14 protein-coding genes are annotated in these 18,567 nt (G+C 60.8%); 11 read left to right on the plus strand and 3 right to left on the minus strand.

Annotation, left to right across the window (positions count from 1 at the left end; translation table 11 throughout):
* Nucleotides 1-28 precede the first annotated feature (28 nt).
* From hypF to LK493_RS06300, 5 genes are all read left to right on the plus strand, one after another.
* The gene (hypF, locus tag LK493_RS06280; protein ID WP_227790473.1) at nucleotides 29-2,497 is read left to right on the plus strand and encodes a carbamoyltransferase HypF; all 2,469 of its coding nucleotides are present in this window, start codon (nucleotides 29-31) and stop codon (nucleotides 2,495-2,497) included.
* 134 nt (nucleotides 2,498-2,631) lie between these two features.
* Entirely contained in the window at nucleotides 2,632-2,892 is a 261-nt protein-coding gene (locus LK493_RS06285; protein ID WP_006235228.1) for a HypC/HybG/HupF family hydrogenase formation chaperone, read from the plus strand.
* Complete coding sequence (gene hypD, locus LK493_RS06290; RefSeq protein WP_227790474.1) at nucleotides 2,892-4,004, plus strand: hydrogenase formation protein HypD; 1,113 nt, start codon at nucleotides 2,892-2,894, stop codon at nucleotides 4,002-4,004. Before LK493_RS06285 ends, hypD begins: the two co-directional genes overlap by 1 nt.
* A gap of 48 nt (nucleotides 4,005-4,052) precedes the next feature.
* The gene (hypE, locus tag LK493_RS06295) at nucleotides 4,053-5,087 is read left to right on the plus strand and encodes a hydrogenase expression/formation protein HypE (RefSeq protein WP_227790475.1); all 1,035 of its coding nucleotides are present in this window, start codon (nucleotides 4,053-4,055) and stop codon (nucleotides 5,085-5,087) included.
* 104 nt (nucleotides 5,088-5,191) lie between these two features.
* Nucleotides 5,192-5,860, plus strand: a complete 669-nt coding sequence (locus LK493_RS06300; RefSeq protein WP_227790476.1) for an HAD family hydrolase — start codon at nucleotides 5,192-5,194, stop codon at nucleotides 5,858-5,860.
* 478 nt (nucleotides 5,861-6,338) lie between these two features.
* Here LK493_RS06300 and LK493_RS06305 read toward each other — a convergent pair whose 3' ends face one another.
* Entirely contained in the window at nucleotides 6,339-6,896 is a 558-nt protein-coding gene (locus tag LK493_RS06305; RefSeq protein ID WP_035136614.1) for a hypothetical protein, read from the minus strand.
* Nucleotides 6,897-7,132: 236 nt separating this feature from the next.
* Entirely contained in the window at nucleotides 7,133-7,669 is a 537-nt protein-coding gene (locus LK493_RS06310; protein WP_035136613.1) for a PTS sugar transporter subunit IIA, read from the minus strand.
* A 577-nt stretch (nucleotides 7,670-8,246) separates the two neighbouring features.
* Here LK493_RS06310 and LK493_RS06315 point away from each other — a divergent pair.
* Nucleotides 8,247-9,419 carry a Fic family protein gene (locus LK493_RS06315; protein WP_227790477.1) on the plus strand — a complete coding sequence of 391 codons (1,173 nt, stop codon included), beginning with the start codon at nucleotides 8,247-8,249 and terminating at the stop codon, nucleotides 9,417-9,419.
* Between the two features lie 353 nt (nucleotides 9,420-9,772).
* Here LK493_RS06315 and pyrE read toward each other — a convergent pair whose 3' ends face one another.
* A complete protein-coding gene (gene pyrE, locus LK493_RS06320; RefSeq protein ID WP_148332521.1) occupies nucleotides 9,773-10,453 on the minus strand; it encodes an orotate phosphoribosyltransferase in 681 nt (226 codons plus the stop codon).
* A gap of 437 nt (nucleotides 10,454-10,890) precedes the next feature.
* On the opposite strand from pyrE, the gene mgtA reads away from it, so the two are divergent.
* From mgtA to LK493_RS06345, 5 genes are all read left to right on the plus strand, one after another.
* The gene (mgtA, locus tag LK493_RS06325) at nucleotides 10,891-13,659 is read left to right on the plus strand and encodes a magnesium-translocating P-type ATPase (RefSeq protein ID WP_227790478.1); all 2,769 of its coding nucleotides are present in this window, start codon (nucleotides 10,891-10,893) and stop codon (nucleotides 13,657-13,659) included.
* A gap of 549 nt (nucleotides 13,660-14,208) precedes the next feature.
* On the plus strand, nucleotides 14,209-14,946 hold the full coding sequence (locus tag LK493_RS06330; RefSeq protein ID WP_227790479.1) for a DUF4428 domain-containing protein: 738 nt from the start codon (nucleotides 14,209-14,211) through the stop codon (nucleotides 14,944-14,946).
* 24 nt (nucleotides 14,947-14,970) lie between these two features.
* Nucleotides 14,971-16,293, plus strand: a complete 1,323-nt coding sequence (locus LK493_RS06335; RefSeq protein WP_227790480.1) for a hypothetical protein — start codon at nucleotides 14,971-14,973, stop codon at nucleotides 16,291-16,293.
* A gap of 48 nt (nucleotides 16,294-16,341) precedes the next feature.
* The gene (locus LK493_RS06340; RefSeq protein WP_227790481.1) at nucleotides 16,342-17,583 is read left to right on the plus strand and encodes an SPFH domain-containing protein; all 1,242 of its coding nucleotides are present in this window, start codon (nucleotides 16,342-16,344) and stop codon (nucleotides 17,581-17,583) included.
* Between the two features lie 79 nt (nucleotides 17,584-17,662).
* Nucleotides 17,663-18,505 carry a hypothetical protein gene (locus LK493_RS06345; RefSeq protein WP_227790482.1) on the plus strand — a complete coding sequence of 281 codons (843 nt, stop codon included), beginning with the start codon at nucleotides 17,663-17,665 and terminating at the stop codon, nucleotides 18,503-18,505.
* Nucleotides 18,506-18,567: the final 62 nt, after the last annotated feature.

Genomic DNA, 18,567 nt, shown 5'->3' on the forward strand with positions numbered 1-18,567 from the left:
TTTGGTCGGTTTTGATGAGGGGTGTCGCATGCGGCATGTGCATATTCATGTGACGGGCATTGTGCAGGGCGTTGGCATGCGACCGTTTGTGTATCGCGAGGCCATGGCACATGGCATTTGTGGATGGGTGCTCAATGCGGGCGACGGCGTGCATATCGAGGCGCACGCTCCGGCCGATGCGCTCGATGCTTTTGTTGCCGCGCTTTCTGAGCATGCACCTGCAGCAGCCCGCATAGAGTATGTCGAGGTTGTGGACCTGGCAGCCAACGGTTGGGATGCCGCCGATGAACAGGGCTTTCGCATCGTAGCATCGCAGAACCAGACCGCACACACGACGCTCGTCTCGCCCGACATCGCTACCTGTGACGATTGCCTGCGCGAATTGTTCGATCCCGCCGACCGACGCTATCACTACCCCTTTATCAACTGCACTAACTGCGGCCCACGCTTTACCATCATCCGATCGCTGCCTTATGACCGAGCGGCCACATCGATGGACCGTTTCCCCATGTGTCCCAAGTGCGCCGCGGAGTATGCCGACCCACTCGACCGGCGTTTTCACGCGCAACCCGATGCCTGCTTTGATTGCGGGCCGCATATTACGTGGCGCGAGGCTGTAAACGGCGATGCGTGCGGGAATTCGTCCGCGACACCGACCGTCGGCACCACACGCGAGGCCAGCGACGCCATTATCGAGCGCTGCGTTGAGCTGCTGGCCAACGGCGGTATCGTCGCTATCAAGGGACTGGGCGGATTTCACTTGGCATGCGACGCCTCCAACGAGCAGGCGGTGGCCGAGCTGCGCCGTCGCAAACGCCGCAGCAACAAACCACTTGCCGTCATGGTGCGCAGTCTTGCTGATACCGAGCGCCTGTGTCATATCGACGATGCTGAACGCGATCTGCTCGCTGGCAGTATCCGCCCCATTGTGCTGCTGCGCCGGCGTGCTGTTTGCGGGAGCGACGGCTCCCCCGACGCCCTCGCGCTCGCGCCGTCCGTCGCGCACGACCTGCCCGAGCTTGGCGTTATGCTCCCCTACACCCCGCTTCAGTATCTGTTGCTTGCCGCGGCAGAAGCCCGCGGTATGTACGCGCTCGTCATGACCAGCGGAAACCTGAGCGAAGAACCCATCGAGACCGACGACGACCTTGCCTGGGAACACCTCGTTGCCGCCGGCATCGCCGACGCGTTGCTCGGTAACGACCGCGCGATCCTCTCGCGCTACGACGACTCCGTGGTACGCGTGGTCGACGGCATCGTTATGCCCGTTCGCCGCGCTCGCGGATATGCACCCCAGCCGCTGCCGTTGCCGGCGCTCGAGGGCGCTCCGTCCTGTGTGCTCGCTTGCGGGCCACAACAAAAGGCCACGATTGCGCTCACGCGTGAAGGGACGAACGGCGAGGCAACCTGTTTTGTGTCGCAGCATATCGGCGATGTTGAAAACGGCGGGACCTTCGATGCCTGGAACGCCGCGCGCACGCGCCTGGAAGATCTCTTTGACTTGGCGCCCGCCGCCTTGGCCTGCGATTTACACCCCAGCTATCTATCGGGCCAGTGGGCGCGCGAGCAGGCGCGAAAATGCAATCTGCCGCTCGTCGAGGTGCAGCACCATCATGCGCATATCGCGAGCGTAATGGCCGAGGCCATCGCCGCGGGCCAGCTTACAACCGACGCGCGCGTCCTTGGCATCGCCTTTGACGGCACCGGCGCCGGCACCGATGGGACCATTTGGGGCGGCGAGTTTCTTGTCGCCGGCCTTGGCGGCTTTGAGCGCGCCGCGCATTTGCGCACCTGGGCGCTCCCCGGCGGGGCGGCCTCCGTGCGCGACGCCCGCCGCAACGCCTTTGCCCTAATCAGTGAGCTCGGTCTGCTCGAGCACCCAGGTACCGCTCGGCTTTTGAACAGCCTTGACGAGCAAACGCGCAGCATAACGGCAACGATGATCGAGCGCGGCATCAACAGTCCGCGCACCAGCAGCATGGGTCGTCTGTTTGATGCCGCAGCCGCGATTTTGGGCATTTGCGGCCAGGCAACCTACGAGGGCGAACCCGCCATCGAGCTCGAAGCCGCCGCCTGGCGCGCACTCGACAGCGAAATCGCCCATTTTTCCGACGATAACGCCGGCTATTTCGCATCTGGCCCATCGTGGTTGGACGGCTCCTATGTTCTGGACCAGAAAGCACTCTTTGTGGCACTTTTGGAGGGAATTGAAGCCGGAGCGCCCGCCGACAGGCTCGCGCTCGACTTCCATGTCGCCGTCGCGCGCTCCTCGGCGCGCATCGCCAGCGATATCTGCGTGCGCGAGGGCATCGACACCGTCGCGCTCTCGGGCGGCGTGTTCATGAACCGACTTCTGCTTCAGCTCCTCACCCGCGAGCTCAAAAGCGCGGGCCTTGCTATCTTGGTCCCCCACACCGTACCCGTCAATGACGGCTGCATCGCCTACGGTCAGGCGGCGGTCGCAAGCGCTCGTCTTGCGCAGACCGCATCACAGTAGCTTGCCCTCGCACGCCGCCGCGCCCAGCCGTCTCACAGGCGTAACGCGTTTGCCCGCGAACCCCGCGAGCGCTACCATCAACTGATGGATTATTAAGCGCCCATCCAGCGCAAAGCGTATAAAAGGGGAACAATATGTGCCTTGCCGTTCCCGGCAAAGTAGTCAAACGCGACGACGACCTCAAGGCCACCGTCGACATGATGGGCATCGAGCGCCCCGTGTCGCTGCGACTCGTGCCGACGGCGCAGGTTGGCGACTATATTCTCGTACACGCCGGCTTTGGCATCCAGATCGTCGACGAGCAGGAAGCACAGGAAACGCTCGAGCTTGTTAATGCCATGTCCGAGCTGGTCGAAGAAGACCAGCTTGCCACCAACCCGGCGGAGGCTTACTAGTGGCGCCCGAACAACCGGCTCGCTCCGGTATCGACTTCTCGGCATTCCGCAATCCCAAGCTGGCTCGCGAGCTCATCGAGCGCATTCATGAGCTTGTCGGCGACCGTGCCATCAACCTTATGGAAGTCTGCGGCACGCATACCGTGAGCATCGGGCGCTATGGCTTTCGCTCCATTATGCCGGCCGGACTCAAGCTGCTGAGCGGCCCGGGCTGCCCCGTCTGCGTCACCGCCAACCGCGACATCGACCACGCGATCGCGCTCGCCAACATAGACGGCGCCATCATCACCACCTTTGGCGACATGATGCGCGTGCCCGGATCGTCCACCTCGCTCGCTGCGCAAAAAGCGGCAGGGCGTGACATCCGCATCGTCTATTCCCCGCTCGACGCGCTCGACATTGCCGAGCAAAACCCCGATCGCCCGGTCATTTTTATGGGCGTGGGCTTTGAGACCACAACGCCCACCATCGCCGCCGCCATCTTGGAGGCCGATGCACGCGGGCTCCAGAACTTCTCGGTCTATTGCGCCCACAAGACCACGCCGCCGGCGTTGCGCGCCATCGCCAACGATCCCGAGACCGCCATCGACGGATTTATCCTGCCGGGGCACGTCGCCACCATCACGGGCTTGGCGCCTTTTAGCTTTTTGGTCGACGAGTTCGATACCCCGGGCGTGGTCACGGGATTTGAACCGGTCGATATCCTGCAGGGCATCTGCATGCTGATCCAGATGGTTGTCGAGGACAGGCCCGCGATCGACAACGCCTACCGCCGTGGCGTTAACGCAGACGGCAACCCCGTGGCGCGCCAGCTGGTCGAGCAGGTGTTTGAGCCATGCGACACCACGTGGCGCGGACTGGGGCCGATTGCCAACTCGGGCCTTTCCATCCGCCCCGAGTTCTCGCGCTTTGATGCCCGTACCCGCTTTGACGTGCCCGTCGAGGAGACGGTCGAGCCGCGTGGGTGCCGCTGCGGCGACGTGCTGCGCGGGGCCATTACGCCGAGCAGCTGCCCGCTCTTTGGCCGCACCTGCATGCCCGAGCACCCCGTCGGCCCGTGCATGGTAAGTTCCGAAGGCAGCTGCGCGGCGTACTACCGTTACCGAGTCTAGCCCAAACGCCCCCGCGCGCTGACACCTCCCACGATTGGAGTTTTCGATATGTCCCATAGCGTTACCGATAGCACCGTCCTGCTGGGCCACGGCTCCGGCGGCCAGATGATGAAACGCATCATCGATGAGGTCTTTTTGGATGCCTTTGGGTCACCCGAGCTGCTCGAGGGCAACGACGCCGGCGTCGCCACGCTGCCCACGAGCGGGCGCATTGCCATGTCGACCGACAGCTTTGTAGTCTCGCCGCAGTTCTTCCCCGGTGGCAACATCGGCCGCCTCGCCGTGTGCGGAACCGTCAACGACGTCGCGACCTCGGGCGCCAACGTGCGCTACCTGTCGTGTGGCTTTATCCTCGAAGAGGGCTATCCCATGGATAAGCTCCACCAGATTGTGCAGACGATGGCCGAGACAGCACGTGAGGCGGGCGTGTCCATAATCACGGGCGACACCAAGGTGGTCGAGCGCGGCGGGGCCGACGGCGTCTACATCAATACCGCCGGCGTGGGCGAGGTTCCCACGGGCGTGGCGCTCAGCGGCGCCAACTGCCGCCCCGGCGACGTTATCCTGGTGTCAGGCACACTGGGCGACCACGGGATCGCCATCATGAGCCAACGCGAGAGCCTGGCGTTTTCGAGCACGATCGAAAGCGATGCCGCGCCGCTCAACCACCTGATTGCCGACGTTCTGGCCGCAGCGCCCGGCACGCGTTGCTTTCGCGACCCCACGCGCGGTGGCCTGGCGTCCACACTCAACGAGTTTGCCCAGGCCAGCGGTGTTGCCATGGAGGTCGACGAAGATGCCGTGCCCGTGCGTCCCGACGTACAGGCCGCCTGCGAGATGCTCGGCTACGATGTGCTGCAGGTGGCAAACGAGGGCAAGATGGTTGCCGTCGTGCCGGCCGAGCAAGCCGATGTCGCGCTGAGCGCCATGCGCGCCGCCCGCTACGGCGAGAATGCCGCCGTCATCGGTCGCGTGCTGCCGCTTGCCGAGGGCGCCCGTCCCGCCGTGCGCGTGCGCACCGGCTGGGGTTCGACCCGCATCCTCGACATGCTCGTGGGAGAGCAGCTGCCGAGGATTTGCTAACGACAAAGGCTCAGGGCTATTAATGATATTCAGATTCCAAACATGCCCGGCACGCATGCCCAGTATTATGAGGTGCGTTTTGAAACCCAATGACGGGAGCTTTCATGGCAGCAGCTTTTTCCCATGTGATCTTTGATCTGGACGGCACCATCCTCAACACGCTCGAGGACCTGGCGGCCGCCGGCAACCATACCTGCGAGATGCACGGCTGGCCCACGTTTGCCGTAGACGAGTACCGCTACAAGGTGGGAAACGGCATGCTCAAGCTGGTTGAGCGTTTTATGCCTGCCGAGTATGCGGGCGACAGCCGTATGTTTGAGCAAACGCTTGCCGAGTTTAGGGCTTACTACGGCGAGCACAAGGAGGACCACACCGCTCCCTATGCCGGCACGATCGAGATGCTCGACCGCCTGCGTGCCGCGGGCGTGCAGCTTGCCGTGCTCACCAACAAGGACCACATCTCGGCGGCCCCGCTTATCGAGAAGTATTTTGGTTCCGAGCGCTTTGCGCTGGTACAGGGCCGCGTCGATGCGTTTCCCCCCAAGCCCGAGGCGCCTGTTACGCTGCATGTGATGGAAGAGCTGGGCGCCGATCCGTCGACCACGCTCTATGTGGGCGATTCCAATGTCGATATCCTGACCGGTCACAACGCCGGCCTTAAGAGTGCGGGCGTCAGCTGGGGCTTCCGCGGCCGCGCAGAGCTGGAGTCCGCCGGCGCCGACTACGTGGTGGACACCCAGGACGAGCTAGCGGCGCTGATTCTGGGCGAGTAACGAGCGACACTGCTTAACGCAGCTGCGACAATTCTTCCGCGCGGAAAGCGCATCCCGTTTTGGAGCTCCGGAATGGGATATGCTTTCCGTTTGAGGCGCATCAGGGAAACCGCATCCCGTTTCAGAGCAATATTCCGGGTCGCACTTTCCGCAACCCACCCCATCCGGAAAATGCGACCCACTATTCGGGCAAAAACCGGGTCGCGGTTTCCCAAGCACTCGATGCAACGCTGGCACAAGGAGTGTCCCCAACTGCCGCCTGGTCATTTAAGAACGTCCCCAATGACTACAAGTGCCGCACCATGGCAACGACGCAGGTAGAGGATGGACAGCGAGCGACGTCCAGGACGAACAAGTTGGCATGAAAAAGGCGAGGCATAGACCTTCTGGTCATGCCTCGCCTTTTGAATGACAAATTGTCGTCCTGGGCGGCGCGCAGCGTCAACTGGTTACGCGGTTCGTAGAACCGCGTAACCCCCTAGCTCAGCATTGCATCCATCATCTCGGAGTTGACGGAGTCGTCGGCAGACCACTCGCCGTCGTCGTTGCAGGTGTACTTGAAGATAACCGTGGTCTTCCTGGGCTCGGTGGCCTTGGTCACATCGACCATAACCTGACCGGCCATCTTGTACAGCTCGTCATCGGAAGGAACCGTGTCAAGCGCGGCGACCTTCTCCTGATACTGGGTGGAGAAGTCCTCGACGATCTTGTTCATAGACTTGCAGGTGATAGAGACCTCGGCGGTCGCGACACCCTTGTCCTCGTCGACCGTCACGTCGCCGATCTTGTAGTCAAAGCCCTCGAGATAGGTCTTGGCATACTCCTTGGGATCGATACCCAGCTGCTCGAACTCGTCGCCCGAAGCTTCCTCCAGACCAGAAAGGAAGTCGTCGCCACCGTTCTTGACCTCGTCAAACTGCGTCGTAAGATCCTCGGTGATGAGCTCCTCAACCGAAGGACCTCCACAGCCGGAAAGCACGACCACGCATGCAACCAAGACGGCCATGAGGGGCGCAAGCAGCAGCTTCTTTTTCATGTTGTTCCTCCCAATGAGCGGCACCGCGCTTCCCGGACGCGGCACACGTTGTAATAAGTAAGCCCATACTATCCACTTATGAACACCCTCGGCAACGCGAAGGCGCGGTCGGTTCGTTTTAGCGTCCGAACGGTTTGCAAGCCCGCCCAACGCGCAATAAAACGCTTCCCCACGGTGCAATAAAAAGGGTGGCCGGAAAACCCGACCACCCTTGCACATCCTTTGAACGCCGCAGTTTACTTGCGAACGACCTTAACGATGGCGTCACCGGCGGCGACGGCGGACTCTGCCTCAACGGTGAGCTCGACGTCGGCAAACTCGGCGGTGTTGGACACGGCCACCACGACGCAGTCCTTGTAACCGGCAGCGGCGATCTTGGCGCGGTCGATCTTGAGTATGGGCTGGCCGGCCTTCACAACGTCGTCGGCCTTGACGAAGCCCTCGAAGCCATCGCCGTTCATGTTGACGGTATCGACGCCAACGTGCACCAGAACCTCGATGCCGCTATCGGACTGCAGACCCACGGCGTGACCCATGGTGACGGTCACCTTACCGTCGCAGGGAGCGTAGACCAGATCGTCCTCGGGCCACACGGCACAGCCCTTGCCCAGAACCTCGCCACCAAAGACGGGATCGGGCACGTCGGCCATCTTGATGACCTTGCCCTTGACGGGCGAGCACAGCACGTCGGCGCCGGCAGAAGCAGAGATGGAGGCCGGAGCAGCGGCAGCCGCGGGCTCAGCCTTCTTCTTGAACATATCAAACAGACCCATACGTTTTCTCCTCTTGATTAAGCGCAACGTTGTGCGCATGCCTACGGTAATTATAGTGCCAAATGGTTCAAATGCTAAGGTGGGGACTCGAATCGCAAGCCCTTCTCGGTAGTGCTCGTGGGATGAGCATCTCCTTTGCATCGCGGTTCGATAAGCCGAGTATCGCCCACGCGCGGGACGGGCAGAAGCGGGCACGCCAAACCCGATACTTCTTTTCGCTCTCGAGTCCTGCCGCCGCCCCGTCCCTGACACTTCCTGATACCGACCGAAACGTGCCAAAATAAACCTGTCCCTTTTTGGTAGGTTTGGCGAGTGTGGATTTTCGGACGCTTAACTAACGAGCGTGGATAATCTCCCACTTTGAGGCCGTCACCGAGCCAAAAACGGGAGATTATCCGCTCTCATTTTGGATAACCCCCCTTGTACCAAGCCGAGCTCCATGGTCAAGTAATAACGACTTCTCATCATTAGATTGTTTACATCAATTCTAATAACTATTTAATCCTTAAACTCGTTATTAGAATTGATATGATTGGCCTAATAACGAGTTTCCGGCACTAAAGATATGGAGGGCGCGATGCAAATCGAGGAGAACGGCCAGGGAACGCTCCGCAATAATCTATCGGGGAAATTGGCTTACTATTCGTTTTTTCCAACGCCCTTGCAATCATTGAGGCAGCTAAACCTCACCGAGGAAACCTATCGCACGCTTTCCGCATGCTCACGAAAGCTTGGAGAGCTTGAAGGCATGCTCTACTTTGTTCCCAACGCCGATATGTATCTGACAATGTACGTGCGCAAAGAAGCACTCCTTTCTTCGCAAATTGAGGGAACCCAGTGCACGTTTGACGACCTACTTAGTCCATCGCAAACACAACTCCATCATAAAGATGTCGCAGACGTCGTGAATTACGTCCGTGCTGTCGACCGCGGCGTAGAACTGCTCAAAAAGATGCCCTTGTGCACGAGACTTCTTAGGCAAGTTCATGCGGTCCTGCTGGACGGAGTGCGCGGAACGGAGAAGAATCCAGGCGAGCTGCGCTCCTCACAAAACTGGATTGGCCCCTCAGGCTGCACCATTGCAACCGCATCGTTTGTCCCTCCAAACATTGAAGATTTGAGTAACACGCTCCAGGACCTCGAACGCTTTATCAATGAGCCTCAAGTCGAAATGGATCCGATTGTGCGGGCGGCGCTCGTCCATTACCAATTTGAAACTGCCCATCCATTCCTAGACGGAAACGGTCGCCTGGGCAGGCTTCTCATTGCACTTATGCTCATCAATGATGGCGTTCTTCATTCTTGCTTGTTCTATCCATCGTTCCAGTTCAAGAAAAATCGAAGCGAGTACTACCGGCAACTCACATCCGTAAGGGAGAGAGGCACTTACGAGGAATGGATAGAGTTTTTCTGCAACAGTCTTCTCGAAAGTGCGAAGGACTCGGTAGGGTCTTTAAAAAACCTTGTTGACCTCCATAACCGTTCCACAGCAACCATTACCGAAAATCTCGGAAGGACTGCTGCAAACGGGCAAAGGCTGTTGGGCATTCTTGAAGAGCACCCCATCGTCGACACCGCATTCATCGCTGCCCAACTCGATATCGGCAGGAGTACCGCGAGCTCGCTCGTCAAATCATTTGAAGAATTGGGTATCCTCCGTCCGCTCGACGAGTCAAGACAGAGATACCGGCAGTACGGGTATGAAGAGTATCTTTCGATTCTCAGGGAAGACGCCGAGCCGATTAGATAGGCATCGCAACCCAGGCAAATTAAAGCGAGCGTGGATAATCTCCCACTTTGAGCCTGCACACAGGCCAAAAACGGGAGATTATCCACGCTCATTCCTGAGTAGTCATTTATGAACGTCCCCAATGACTAGTCCGGCAACGCCGATGTTTCGGCAACGACAGCGAGCGAGCCGCATTCGGAGCAAGACGACGCCGCAGGTAGAGAACGGACAGCGAGCGGGTCGCATTTGAGACAAGGTGACGTGAAACGAAAGGGCGCTGACCTTCTGGTCGCGCCCTTGAAGTTGAACGTCAGATTGTCCAAATGCGGCCCGCGCAGCGTCGAGCAGTTACGGCGTTTGGTAAAACGCCGTAACTAACGTGCTCCGTACTGCTCGTAGTAGGCGTCGATGGCGGTCTTGAGCTCGTCGTCGATGACAACCTTGCCGTCGATCTCGTGGTTGTAGAGGGTCTCGACGACCTCAGCCATGGAGACGATGCTCGCGACGGGGAAACCGTACTTGGCCTCGATCTCCTTCTGCGCGGTGGTCACACCGCCCTTGCCGACCTCCATGCGGTTGAGGGACACGATCAGGCCCTTGATCTCGACATCGGCAGCAGCCTTGACCTTGGGATAGGTCTCGTCGATGGACTTGCCGCTGGTGGTAACGTCCTCGACCATGACCACACGGTCGCCGTCCTTGGGCTCATAACCCAGCAGGTTGCCCTTATCGGCACCGTGGTCCTTGGCCTCCTTGCGGTCGCAGCAGTACTTGACCTCCTTGCCGTACAGCTCGTGGTAGGCAATTGCGGTCACGACGGCCAGCGGAATACCCTTGTAGGCCGGTCCAAACAGCACATCAAAGTCGTCGCCAAAGTTATCGTGGATGGCCTGGGCGTAATACTCGCCCAGCTTCTTGAGCTGATAGCCCGTCACGTAAGCGCCGGCGTTCATAAAGAACGGGGACTGACGGCCGCTCTTGAGCGTAAAGCTGCCGAACTTAAGGACGTCGGACTCGACCATAAACTTGATGAACTCTTGCTTGTAAGCCTCCATGCGGGCTCCTCTCGTAATCGCGTACGTGCCTTCCAGTTTAGCGCAGGCGAAGCGTCGGTGCGGGCGCGCTTTGGGGCCACGGCATTCTGTAAAGGCTTTGTCAGGGGGAATGGTTTTCCGAACAATGGGGTTGACATGTCAAACCCCCTCATCAAGAATACGGGCGGATTAAAAAGGGGTACGAGATACCCAAAGCGCGCTGCGCTCAGCCTTTAGGAGGTGTGCCATGGAAGGCAGTCCTAGTCGAAAAACCTGCATGTCGCCCTCGGCACGCCGCGAGGACTCCGCACACGCATAAACGCCACCGGCAGATCGCCAAAACCACCGCAAAGGCGCGCTGCACCCTTTGTGGGCTCAAGAGCTTGACGTGAGCGACATCTAGGTTTTTTGAAGCAAATACGACACGTACGCTAACTCCCCTCAACAAGGAGGACCCTATGCTGATGCTCAAAACCGTCACGGTACTCGAAGCCATCTCCAAGCGCCGCCGCACGGCGCGCCCTGCCGCTCATACCGGCCTGTCCAAGAACACCATATTCGCCGCCACCCATAGTGCCGAGGACGCCCTCGTACTGCTTGACGCCACGGCAAACGGCCTCACCGTCGAGCAGGCAACTGAGCGCCTGAACGCCGTCGGCCCCAACACCATCGAGGCAACGACCAAAACGCTCGCCCGCCGCATCGCCGACGCGTTCATCGATCCCTTCGCCGGCATCCTCGCCGCGCTCGCACTGGTCTCGCTCTACATCGACGTGCTCGCCGTGCCCGAACCGCAGCGCGACCCCTCCACGGTCATCGTCATCGGCACCATGCTGCTGGTATCGGGCGGCATGAAGTTTATCCAGGAAGCCCGCAGCGGCAATGCGGCCGAGGCCCTCAAGGACCTGGTCTCCAACACTTGCACCGCCCTGCGCGACGGCGAGCGCATCGAGATCCCCTTCGACGAGCTCGTCCCCGGCGATGTAATCCGTCTCTCTGCCGGCGATATGGTGCCGGCAGATGCCCGCATCATCACCGCGCGCGACCTGTTTGTGATCGAGTACGCACTCACCGGCGAGAGCGAGGCCGTCGAGAAGACCACCGCCGTCACCGTCGTCGAGGGCGCCGACGGCTCCGCACTGCCACTCTCTGCCTGCAAGAACATCGTCTTTACCGGCACCTCCGTGCAAAACGGCGCCGCCATGGCGCTTGTCGTTGCCACCGGCTCGGACACCTACCTGGGCGGCATCGCCAAGATGCTCAACGGGCGCGGCGAAAAGAGCGCGTTTGACCGCGGCGTCTCGAGCGTCTCCATGCTGCTGGTGCGCCTGATGCTCGTTATGGCGCCGGCCGTCTTTGCCATCAACACCGCCACCAAGGGCAACGTCATCGACGCGCTGCTGTTCGCCACGAGCGTGGCCGTGGGCATCACGCCGCAGATGCTTCCCGTCATCGTGACCACGAGCCTGTCGCAGGGCGCCAAGGACCTCGCCCGTCGCCAGGTTATCGTCAAGGAGCTGCCGGCGATTCAAAACCTCGGAGCGATGGACGTCCTGTGCTGCGACAAGACCGGCACCCTCACCGAAGACCGCATCGTGCTCGAGCGCTACCTCAACACCGATGGCAACGAGGACGCGCGCGTGCTGCGCCATGCGTTTTTGAACAGCTTCTTCCAGACCGGCCTCAAAAATCTTATCGACCTGGCCGTAATCGACCGTGCCGATGTGACGCCCTCGACCGTCGCACCCGATTCCATGCTGGGCCAGAGCCTGCGCGACCGCTACACCAAGGTCGACGAGGTTCCCTTCGATTTCTCGCGCCGTCGCCTGAGCGTAGTTGTCGCCGACGCCCAAGGCAAAACCCAGATGGTTACCAAGGGCGCTGCCGAGGAAATGCTCGAGATCTGCTCCTTTGTCGAGATCGATGGCATCGCTCAGCCGCTCACCGACGAGAAGCTCGCCCAGATTCGCAAGCAGATCGCCGGACTTAACGCCGAGGGCCTACGCGTAATTGCCGTGGCGCAGAAGACCAATCCGCGCTGCGTGGGCGAGTTTGGCATCGCCGACGAGTGCGACATGGTGCTGATGGGCTTTTTGGCCTTCCTCGATCCGCCCAAAGCAAGTGCCGCGGGCGCCGTCGCCACCCTCGAGGCCAAGGGCGTGGCGGTCAAGGTCCTAACCGGCGACAACGACCGCGTCGCCGCCACCGTCTGCGAGCAGATTGGTATCGATGCGAGCAACGTCTTGCTCGGCTCCGAGATCGATGCGCTCGATGACGCCGAACTTGCCAAGCGCGCCGAGAAAACCCACCTCTTCGCCAAGCTCTCGCCGCTGCAGAAGGCGCGCCTGGTACGTGTCATGCGCGAGATGCTCGGCCACACCGTGGGCTTTATGGGCGACGGCATCAACGACGCCGCCGCCATGCGTGCGAGCGATTGCGGCATCTCGGTCGATTCGGCCGTCGATATTGCCAAGGAATCCGCCGATATCATCTTGCTTCAGAAGGACCTGGGCGTGCTCGAGCGCGGCATCATCGAAGGCCGCCGCACTTACGGCAACCTGCTCAAGTACCTCAAGACCACGGTGAGCTCCAACTTTGGCAATGTGCTGTCCGTGACCGTCGCGAGCCTGTTCTTGCCGTTTTTGCCCATGAGCGCCCTGCAGCTGGTACTGCTGTCGCTGGTCTACGAGATCGTGTGCATCGCACTGCCGTGGGACACCGTCGATGACGCCTGGACTGCCCGCCCGCGTGCCTGGGACGCCGCGTCCATCAAGGGCTTTATGCTCGAGCTGGGCCCCGTGAGCTCGCTGTTTGACATCGTGACCTTCGCCGCGCTCTTCTTTGTCGTGTGCCCCGCCGCCGTGGACGCAAGCTGGTCCGAGCTTGCCGCCGCGGGCGACGTCGCGGGTATGGCGACCTTTGCTGCGCTCTTCCAGAGCGGCTGGTTTGTCGAGTCCATGTGGTCGCAGACACTCGTGGTCCACATGTTGCGCTCCCCGAATCTGCCGAGCCCGCGCGACCACGCCGCGCCCGCATTGTGCGTTCTTACCGTGCTGGGCCTGGCGCTCGTCACCTGGCTGCCGGCAAGCCCCATCGCCGATGCGCTCGGCCTCATGCCGCTGCCCACGAGCTTTTTTGGGCTGCTCATTGGCATCGTTACCGCCTATATCGCGCTCACCCAGCTGGCAAAGCGCCGCTACATTGCCCGCCACGGCGAGCTGCTGTAGCAAGTAGACGGAAAACACCCTGCCAGCTGCCGTTGCCACTACCGCAGCTGCCGACGCCGTTGCCGTTGCCCCTGCCGCCGCCGCAGTCTATCCCCTCAGCAGTTGCGGTGGAATAGTTCCTGTTTAAAGCCCCATGACTTTAATTTAGGGACTATTCCACCGCAACCTATTGGGGGATTAGCTAGTCATTTGGTGTCCAGGACCAGAAGAAGTTGATAAGGGCCACACGTGAGGTGGTGCCGGTCTTTTTGTTGATCGAGGAAATGTGACGGTTGAGCGTTGAGCGCGGAATCGGAACATACGGATGCAAAATCCCCACCAAGATCGTCGGTAGCAAGTGCCAGTCCATCCCGCATCACGACACCATCGGCTCGTCGCCCCAATTGCCCCAGTAGCGTACGTCCCCAATGAGTGGCCCCCAGCGACTAGTCAAAAATGGGCCATGTGTCCCAGTTGTGGAGACTCGTTGAGCCGCCTAGGTATCGTGAAAGATCGCGCACTCCCCCATCATCAAAAGTGACACACGCTACCTGTTGATGGGAGGCAGCCATGGGCTTCTTTGACAAGATGTTCGAGAAGAAAGAGTGCGCGATTTGCGGTACCGAGCTGGGGCTTTTGGGGAAGACCAAGATCAACGAAGGCTACCTGTGCAAAGAGTGCGTCGGCAAGCTCTCCCCCTTCTTCCACGGCTATCGCTCCAGCACCGCGGACGACATCCGCGAGCAGCTCGCCTACCGCGAGGCCAATGCCGAGCGCCTGGCCTCGTTCAACCCCACGCGTACGCTCTCGGCCGGGCGTACCAACATCATGCTCGACGAAGACGCGGGCCTGCTGATCATCACTTCGCAGAGCCGCTGGCGCGATGCCAACCCCGACATCATCGAGTTCTCGCAGGTACTCGGCTGCGATATGGATATCGACGAGCATCGCACCGAGATCTATCGCGAGACCAAGGACGGCGAGCGCAAGAGCTACGACCCGCCGCGCTACGACCTGGATTACGACTTTAACCTGACCATCCACGTCAACACGCCGTACTTTACCGAGATCAACCTGCGCGTGAACGACTCCACCATCGATCAGCGCGGTTCCATCGAATACCGCGAGGCCAAGCGCCAGGCAACCGAGGTCCGCGACGCGCTGGTGCAGCTGCGCCAGGAGACGCGCGACAGCGTCGTGGCCGCCAAGGCCCCCAAGACCGCGGTCACCTGCCCCTTCTGCGGTGCAACTACCATTCCCGATGCCAGTGGGCGCTGCGAATACTGCGGTGGCGCCATCGGCGCATAGCCTCCGGCACGGAAAGGACCGATCATGGCCTTCGAGAGCGTCAACTATCAGTGCCCCGCGTGTGGCGGCCCCCTTCACTTTGCCAGTGCCGAGCAAAAGCTCGTCTGCGACTACTGCGATTCGCGTTTTGAAGTCGAAGAAGTCGAGGCCCTCTATCGCGAGCGCCAGGACAAGGCAGATGCCAAAGCCGATGCCGCAGCCGCGGCCCCCAAGCCTGCTGTCGACGATGCCGTGCAGGAGCTGGCTCAAAACGCCGGCTACATCTGCTCGTCGTGCGGTGCCGAGCTGGTCTCGGACGGCACTGTCGCCGTGACCACCTGCCCGTACTGCGGCAACCCCGCCGTAGCGCCCGGTCAGCTTTCGGGCGACTTCTCGCCCGACCTGGTGATTCCGTTTAAGCTCGGGCGCGACGATGTCACGGCCGCACTCAAGGAACACTACAAGGGCAAGATCCTACTGCCCAAGAGCTTTGTCACCGGCAACCATATCGACGAAGTCCAAGGCGTTTACGTGCCGTTTTGGCTTTACGGCGCCCGCGTGGACGGCGAAGCGTGCTTTGATGCGACCAACGAGACCGTAACCGAGGAATCCGACCGCACCGTCACGACCACCGACCACTACGATGCCTACCGCAAGGGAAACATCTCGTTTAAGCGCGTGCCCGTCGACGGATCGTCCAAGATGCCCGACGGCCACATGGACGCCATCGAGCCGTTTGACTACGACGCGCTGCGCCCGTTCTCGGTCGCCTATATGCCCGGATACATCGCCAACCGCTACGACGAGGATTGCGAGACCTGCAAGGCGCGCGCCGAGCGTCGTATGGAAGAAAGTACGATTTCGGCCCTGCGCGAGACCGTCGTCGACGAGTATGACGACGCCACGGTCGAAAGCAAGCAGCTCGACTACACCTGGGAAGACAGCGACTACGCCCTGTTCCCCGTGTGGATGCTTTCCACCTCGTGGAACGGCAAGAGTTATCTGTTTGCCATGAACGGCCAGACCGGTCGCATGGTTGGCGAGCTCCCCTGCTCCAAGCCCAAGCTCGCTATCGCCTCGGTGCTGTTCTTTGTGATCGGGTTTGTCCTCTCCCAGATTCTCTTTATGGGTGGGAATGCCTTCGATCCGGACTACCTCACCTTTGATGTCGAGGGCATCCTCATCAACATCGTCGCGCCGTTGATCATCGTGGTCATCGCAGACGTGCTGCTGGTGGGCCAGCTCAAGACGGCCAACGAGGCCACCCACGCCGATTGCTACTGTGGCGAGCTCAACCTGACCGAGAAGCACGACACCTTCAGCCACACCGAGACCACCGTTGTCATGAAGGACAACAAGGACGATTAGCCATTCTGACCAATACCACCCGGCCTTTGACGAGAAAGGAAGATCACCATGGGACTCTTGAAAGCTGGATTGGGAGCTGCCGGCGGCGTCATGGCCGACCAGTGGAAAGAATTTATCTATTGCGAATCGATGCCCGCTGACGTCTTGGCCTGCAAGGGCAGCAAGCGCACCGGCGGCCGCAGCTCCAACACGCGCGGCGAGGACAACGTCATCTCCAACGGCTCGGTCATCGCCGTCAACGACGGCCAGGGCATGCTCGTGGTGCAAAACGGCAAGATCATCGAGGTTGCGCTGGAGCCCGGCGAGTTTGTCTTTGACACCGGCAGCGAGCCGAGCGTCTTTAGCGGCAACCTGGGCGACTCCATCAAGGAGACGTTCGCCAATATCGGCAGCCGTTTTACCTTTGGCGGCGACGCGGGCAAGGACCAGCGCGTCTACTTTATCAACACCAAGGAGATCATCGGCAACAAGTACGGCACCGCCTCGCCTGTGCCCTTCCGCGTGGTCGATAACAACATTGGCCTGGATGTCGACATCTCCGTTCGCTGCAACGGCGAGTATTCGTACCGTATCACCAACCCGCTGCTGTTCTACACCAACGTGTGCGGCAACGTGACCGATAGCTATACGCGCGACAAGATCGACAGCCAGCTTAAGTCCGAGCTGCTCACCGCCCTGCAGCCCGCCTTTGCCAAGATTTCGGAGATGGGCATTCGCTACAGCGCCATCCCCGGCCACACCACCGAGCTCGCCCGCGCGCTCAACGAGGTCCTCTCTGCCGACTGGCGCGACCTGCGCGGTGTCGAGATCGTGAGCTTTGGCGTCAACTCCATCGCCGCCTCGCAAGAAGACGAGCAGATGATCAAGGACCTGCAGAAGGCCGCGGTCATGCGCGATCCCACCATGGCAGCCGCCAACATCGCCAGCGCCCAGAGCGATGCGATGCGCGCAGCAGCCGCCAACCCCAACGGCGCGATGGCAGGCTTCATGGGCATGGGCATGGCGGGCGGCATGGGCGGCATGAATGCCAGCCAGCTGTTCGCCGCCGGCCAGGCACAGCAGCAAGCTGCCCCACAGCCGACTCCGACACCCGCCCCCGCACCGGCTCCTGCCGCTGCCCCCGCGGCCGGCACGTGGACCTGCAGTTGCGGTGCCACCAACACCGGCAAGTTCTGCCCCGAGTGTGGCAGTCCCGCACCCGCCCCGGCACCGACCAAGTGGTTCTGCCCCAACTGCGGCAGCGAAAACGGCGGCAAGTTCTGCAGCAACTGCGGAACACCCAGGCCCTAGCCCCTCTATCTGGTAATTGGCGGGGGTCCGCCACCCCCGCATTTGCTTCTATGGGTTTCGTTCGATAAAGGAGGACACCATGAAGACAACGTTCAAAAAGTCCGTACTCGCATTTCTGACATGCGTCCTGGCGCTCGCCTTTGCCCTGACGGGCTGCAGCGGCGGCGGCAAAGACCCCAAGGCCAACTTCGTCGGCAGCTGGCAGTACTCGGGTGGAACCTTGGACGGCGAAGAGCTCACCGATGAGTACATGGATATGCTCAAGGAGTGGGGCCTCAACTGTATCCTGATCCTCGACGAAGACGGCACGGGCGTCCTCGACATGTTCCTTGAGGTCGCCGACCTGAAATGGGAGGCCAAGGACGCCACCACCGTAACGATTACCGCCGAAGATGAGTCGCACGACCTGAAGCTCAAGGACGACAAGCTCGTCCTCGAGGTGGATGGCGACAAGCTTATCTTTACGAAGTCCGACAAGGATCTGTCCGGTACGGTGAAGAAGGATCGCGAGGCGGCCGAGAAGGAAGAGGAGATCGATGAGGCCGTCGAAGACGACGATGTCCAGAGCGTCGAAATCTCCCCCGCCGTCACCGTCGCCGATGACGATCTGTGCACCATCACCATCACCGAGAAGTTCAAGGACGACTGGGGCGACATCGGCTTTGTCGTTAACATCACCAACAAGAGCGACAAGGACCTGACCTTCTACGCTCCCTCCGGCAAGACCAATGTCAACGGCACCATGAAGGACCCCTGGTTCTCGGCTCACCTGATGCCCGGCACCAACGCCACCGAGGAATTCACGTTCTCGAACGGCGAGCTTGGCAGCCTTGACGACCTGGTCAACACGACCATCGGCATCGACGCCTATCTGACCGATTCCTACGAGGACGTCGCCTCCTACAGCGCAACCATCGCGTAGCGGCATGTAACATTAGCCGCGGATTGGCGGACACATCCGCGCACACCAGACGGGGCCGCAGG

Source organism: Collinsella aerofaciens (assembly GCF_020709435.1).
Taxonomy (GTDB): Bacteria; Actinomycetota; Coriobacteriia; order Coriobacteriales; family Coriobacteriaceae; genus Collinsella; species Collinsella aerofaciens_AU.

What these genes read in the sequence shown, in the direction of transcription:
- hypE (WP_227790475.1), top strand. Translation starts at nt 4,053, where the DNA reads ATGTCCCATAGCGTTACCGATAGCACCGTCCTGCTGGGCCACGGCTCC.
- LK493_RS06285 (WP_006235228.1), top strand. Translation starts at nt 2,632, where the DNA reads ATGTGCCTTGCCGTTCCCGGCAAAGTAGTCAAACGCGACGACGACCTC.
- hypF (WP_227790473.1), top strand. Translation starts at nt 29, where the DNA reads ATGCGGCATGTGCATATTCATGTGACGGGCATTGTGCAGGGCGTTGGC.
- LK493_RS06310 (WP_035136613.1), bottom strand. Translation starts at nt 7,669, where the DNA reads ATGGGTCTGTTTGATATGTTCAAGAAGAAGGCTGAGCCCGCGGCTGCC.
- LK493_RS06330 (WP_227790479.1), top strand. Translation starts at nt 14,209, where the DNA reads ATGGGCTTCTTTGACAAGATGTTCGAGAAGAAAGAGTGCGCGATTTGC.
- pyrE (WP_148332521.1), bottom strand. Translation starts at nt 10,453, where the DNA reads ATGGAGGCTTACAAGCAAGAGTTCATCAAGTTTATGGTCGAGTCCGAC.
- LK493_RS06300 (WP_227790476.1), top strand. Translation starts at nt 5,192, where the DNA reads ATGGCAGCAGCTTTTTCCCATGTGATCTTTGATCTGGACGGCACCATC.
- LK493_RS06345 (WP_227790482.1), top strand. Translation starts at nt 17,663, where the DNA reads ATGAAGACAACGTTCAAAAAGTCCGTACTCGCATTTCTGACATGCGTC.
- LK493_RS06340 (WP_227790481.1), top strand. Translation starts at nt 16,342, where the DNA reads ATGGGACTCTTGAAAGCTGGATTGGGAGCTGCCGGCGGCGTCATGGCC.
- LK493_RS06315 (WP_227790477.1), top strand. Translation starts at nt 8,247, where the DNA reads ATGCAAATCGAGGAGAACGGCCAGGGAACGCTCCGCAATAATCTATCG.
- LK493_RS06305 (WP_035136614.1), bottom strand. Translation starts at nt 6,896, where the DNA reads ATGAAAAAGAAGCTGCTGCTTGCGCCCCTCATGGCCGTCTTGGTTGCA.
- LK493_RS06335 (WP_227790480.1), top strand. Translation starts at nt 14,971, where the DNA reads ATGGCCTTCGAGAGCGTCAACTATCAGTGCCCCGCGTGTGGCGGCCCC.
- mgtA (WP_227790478.1), top strand. Translation starts at nt 10,891, where the DNA reads ATGCTGATGCTCAAAACCGTCACGGTACTCGAAGCCATCTCCAAGCGC.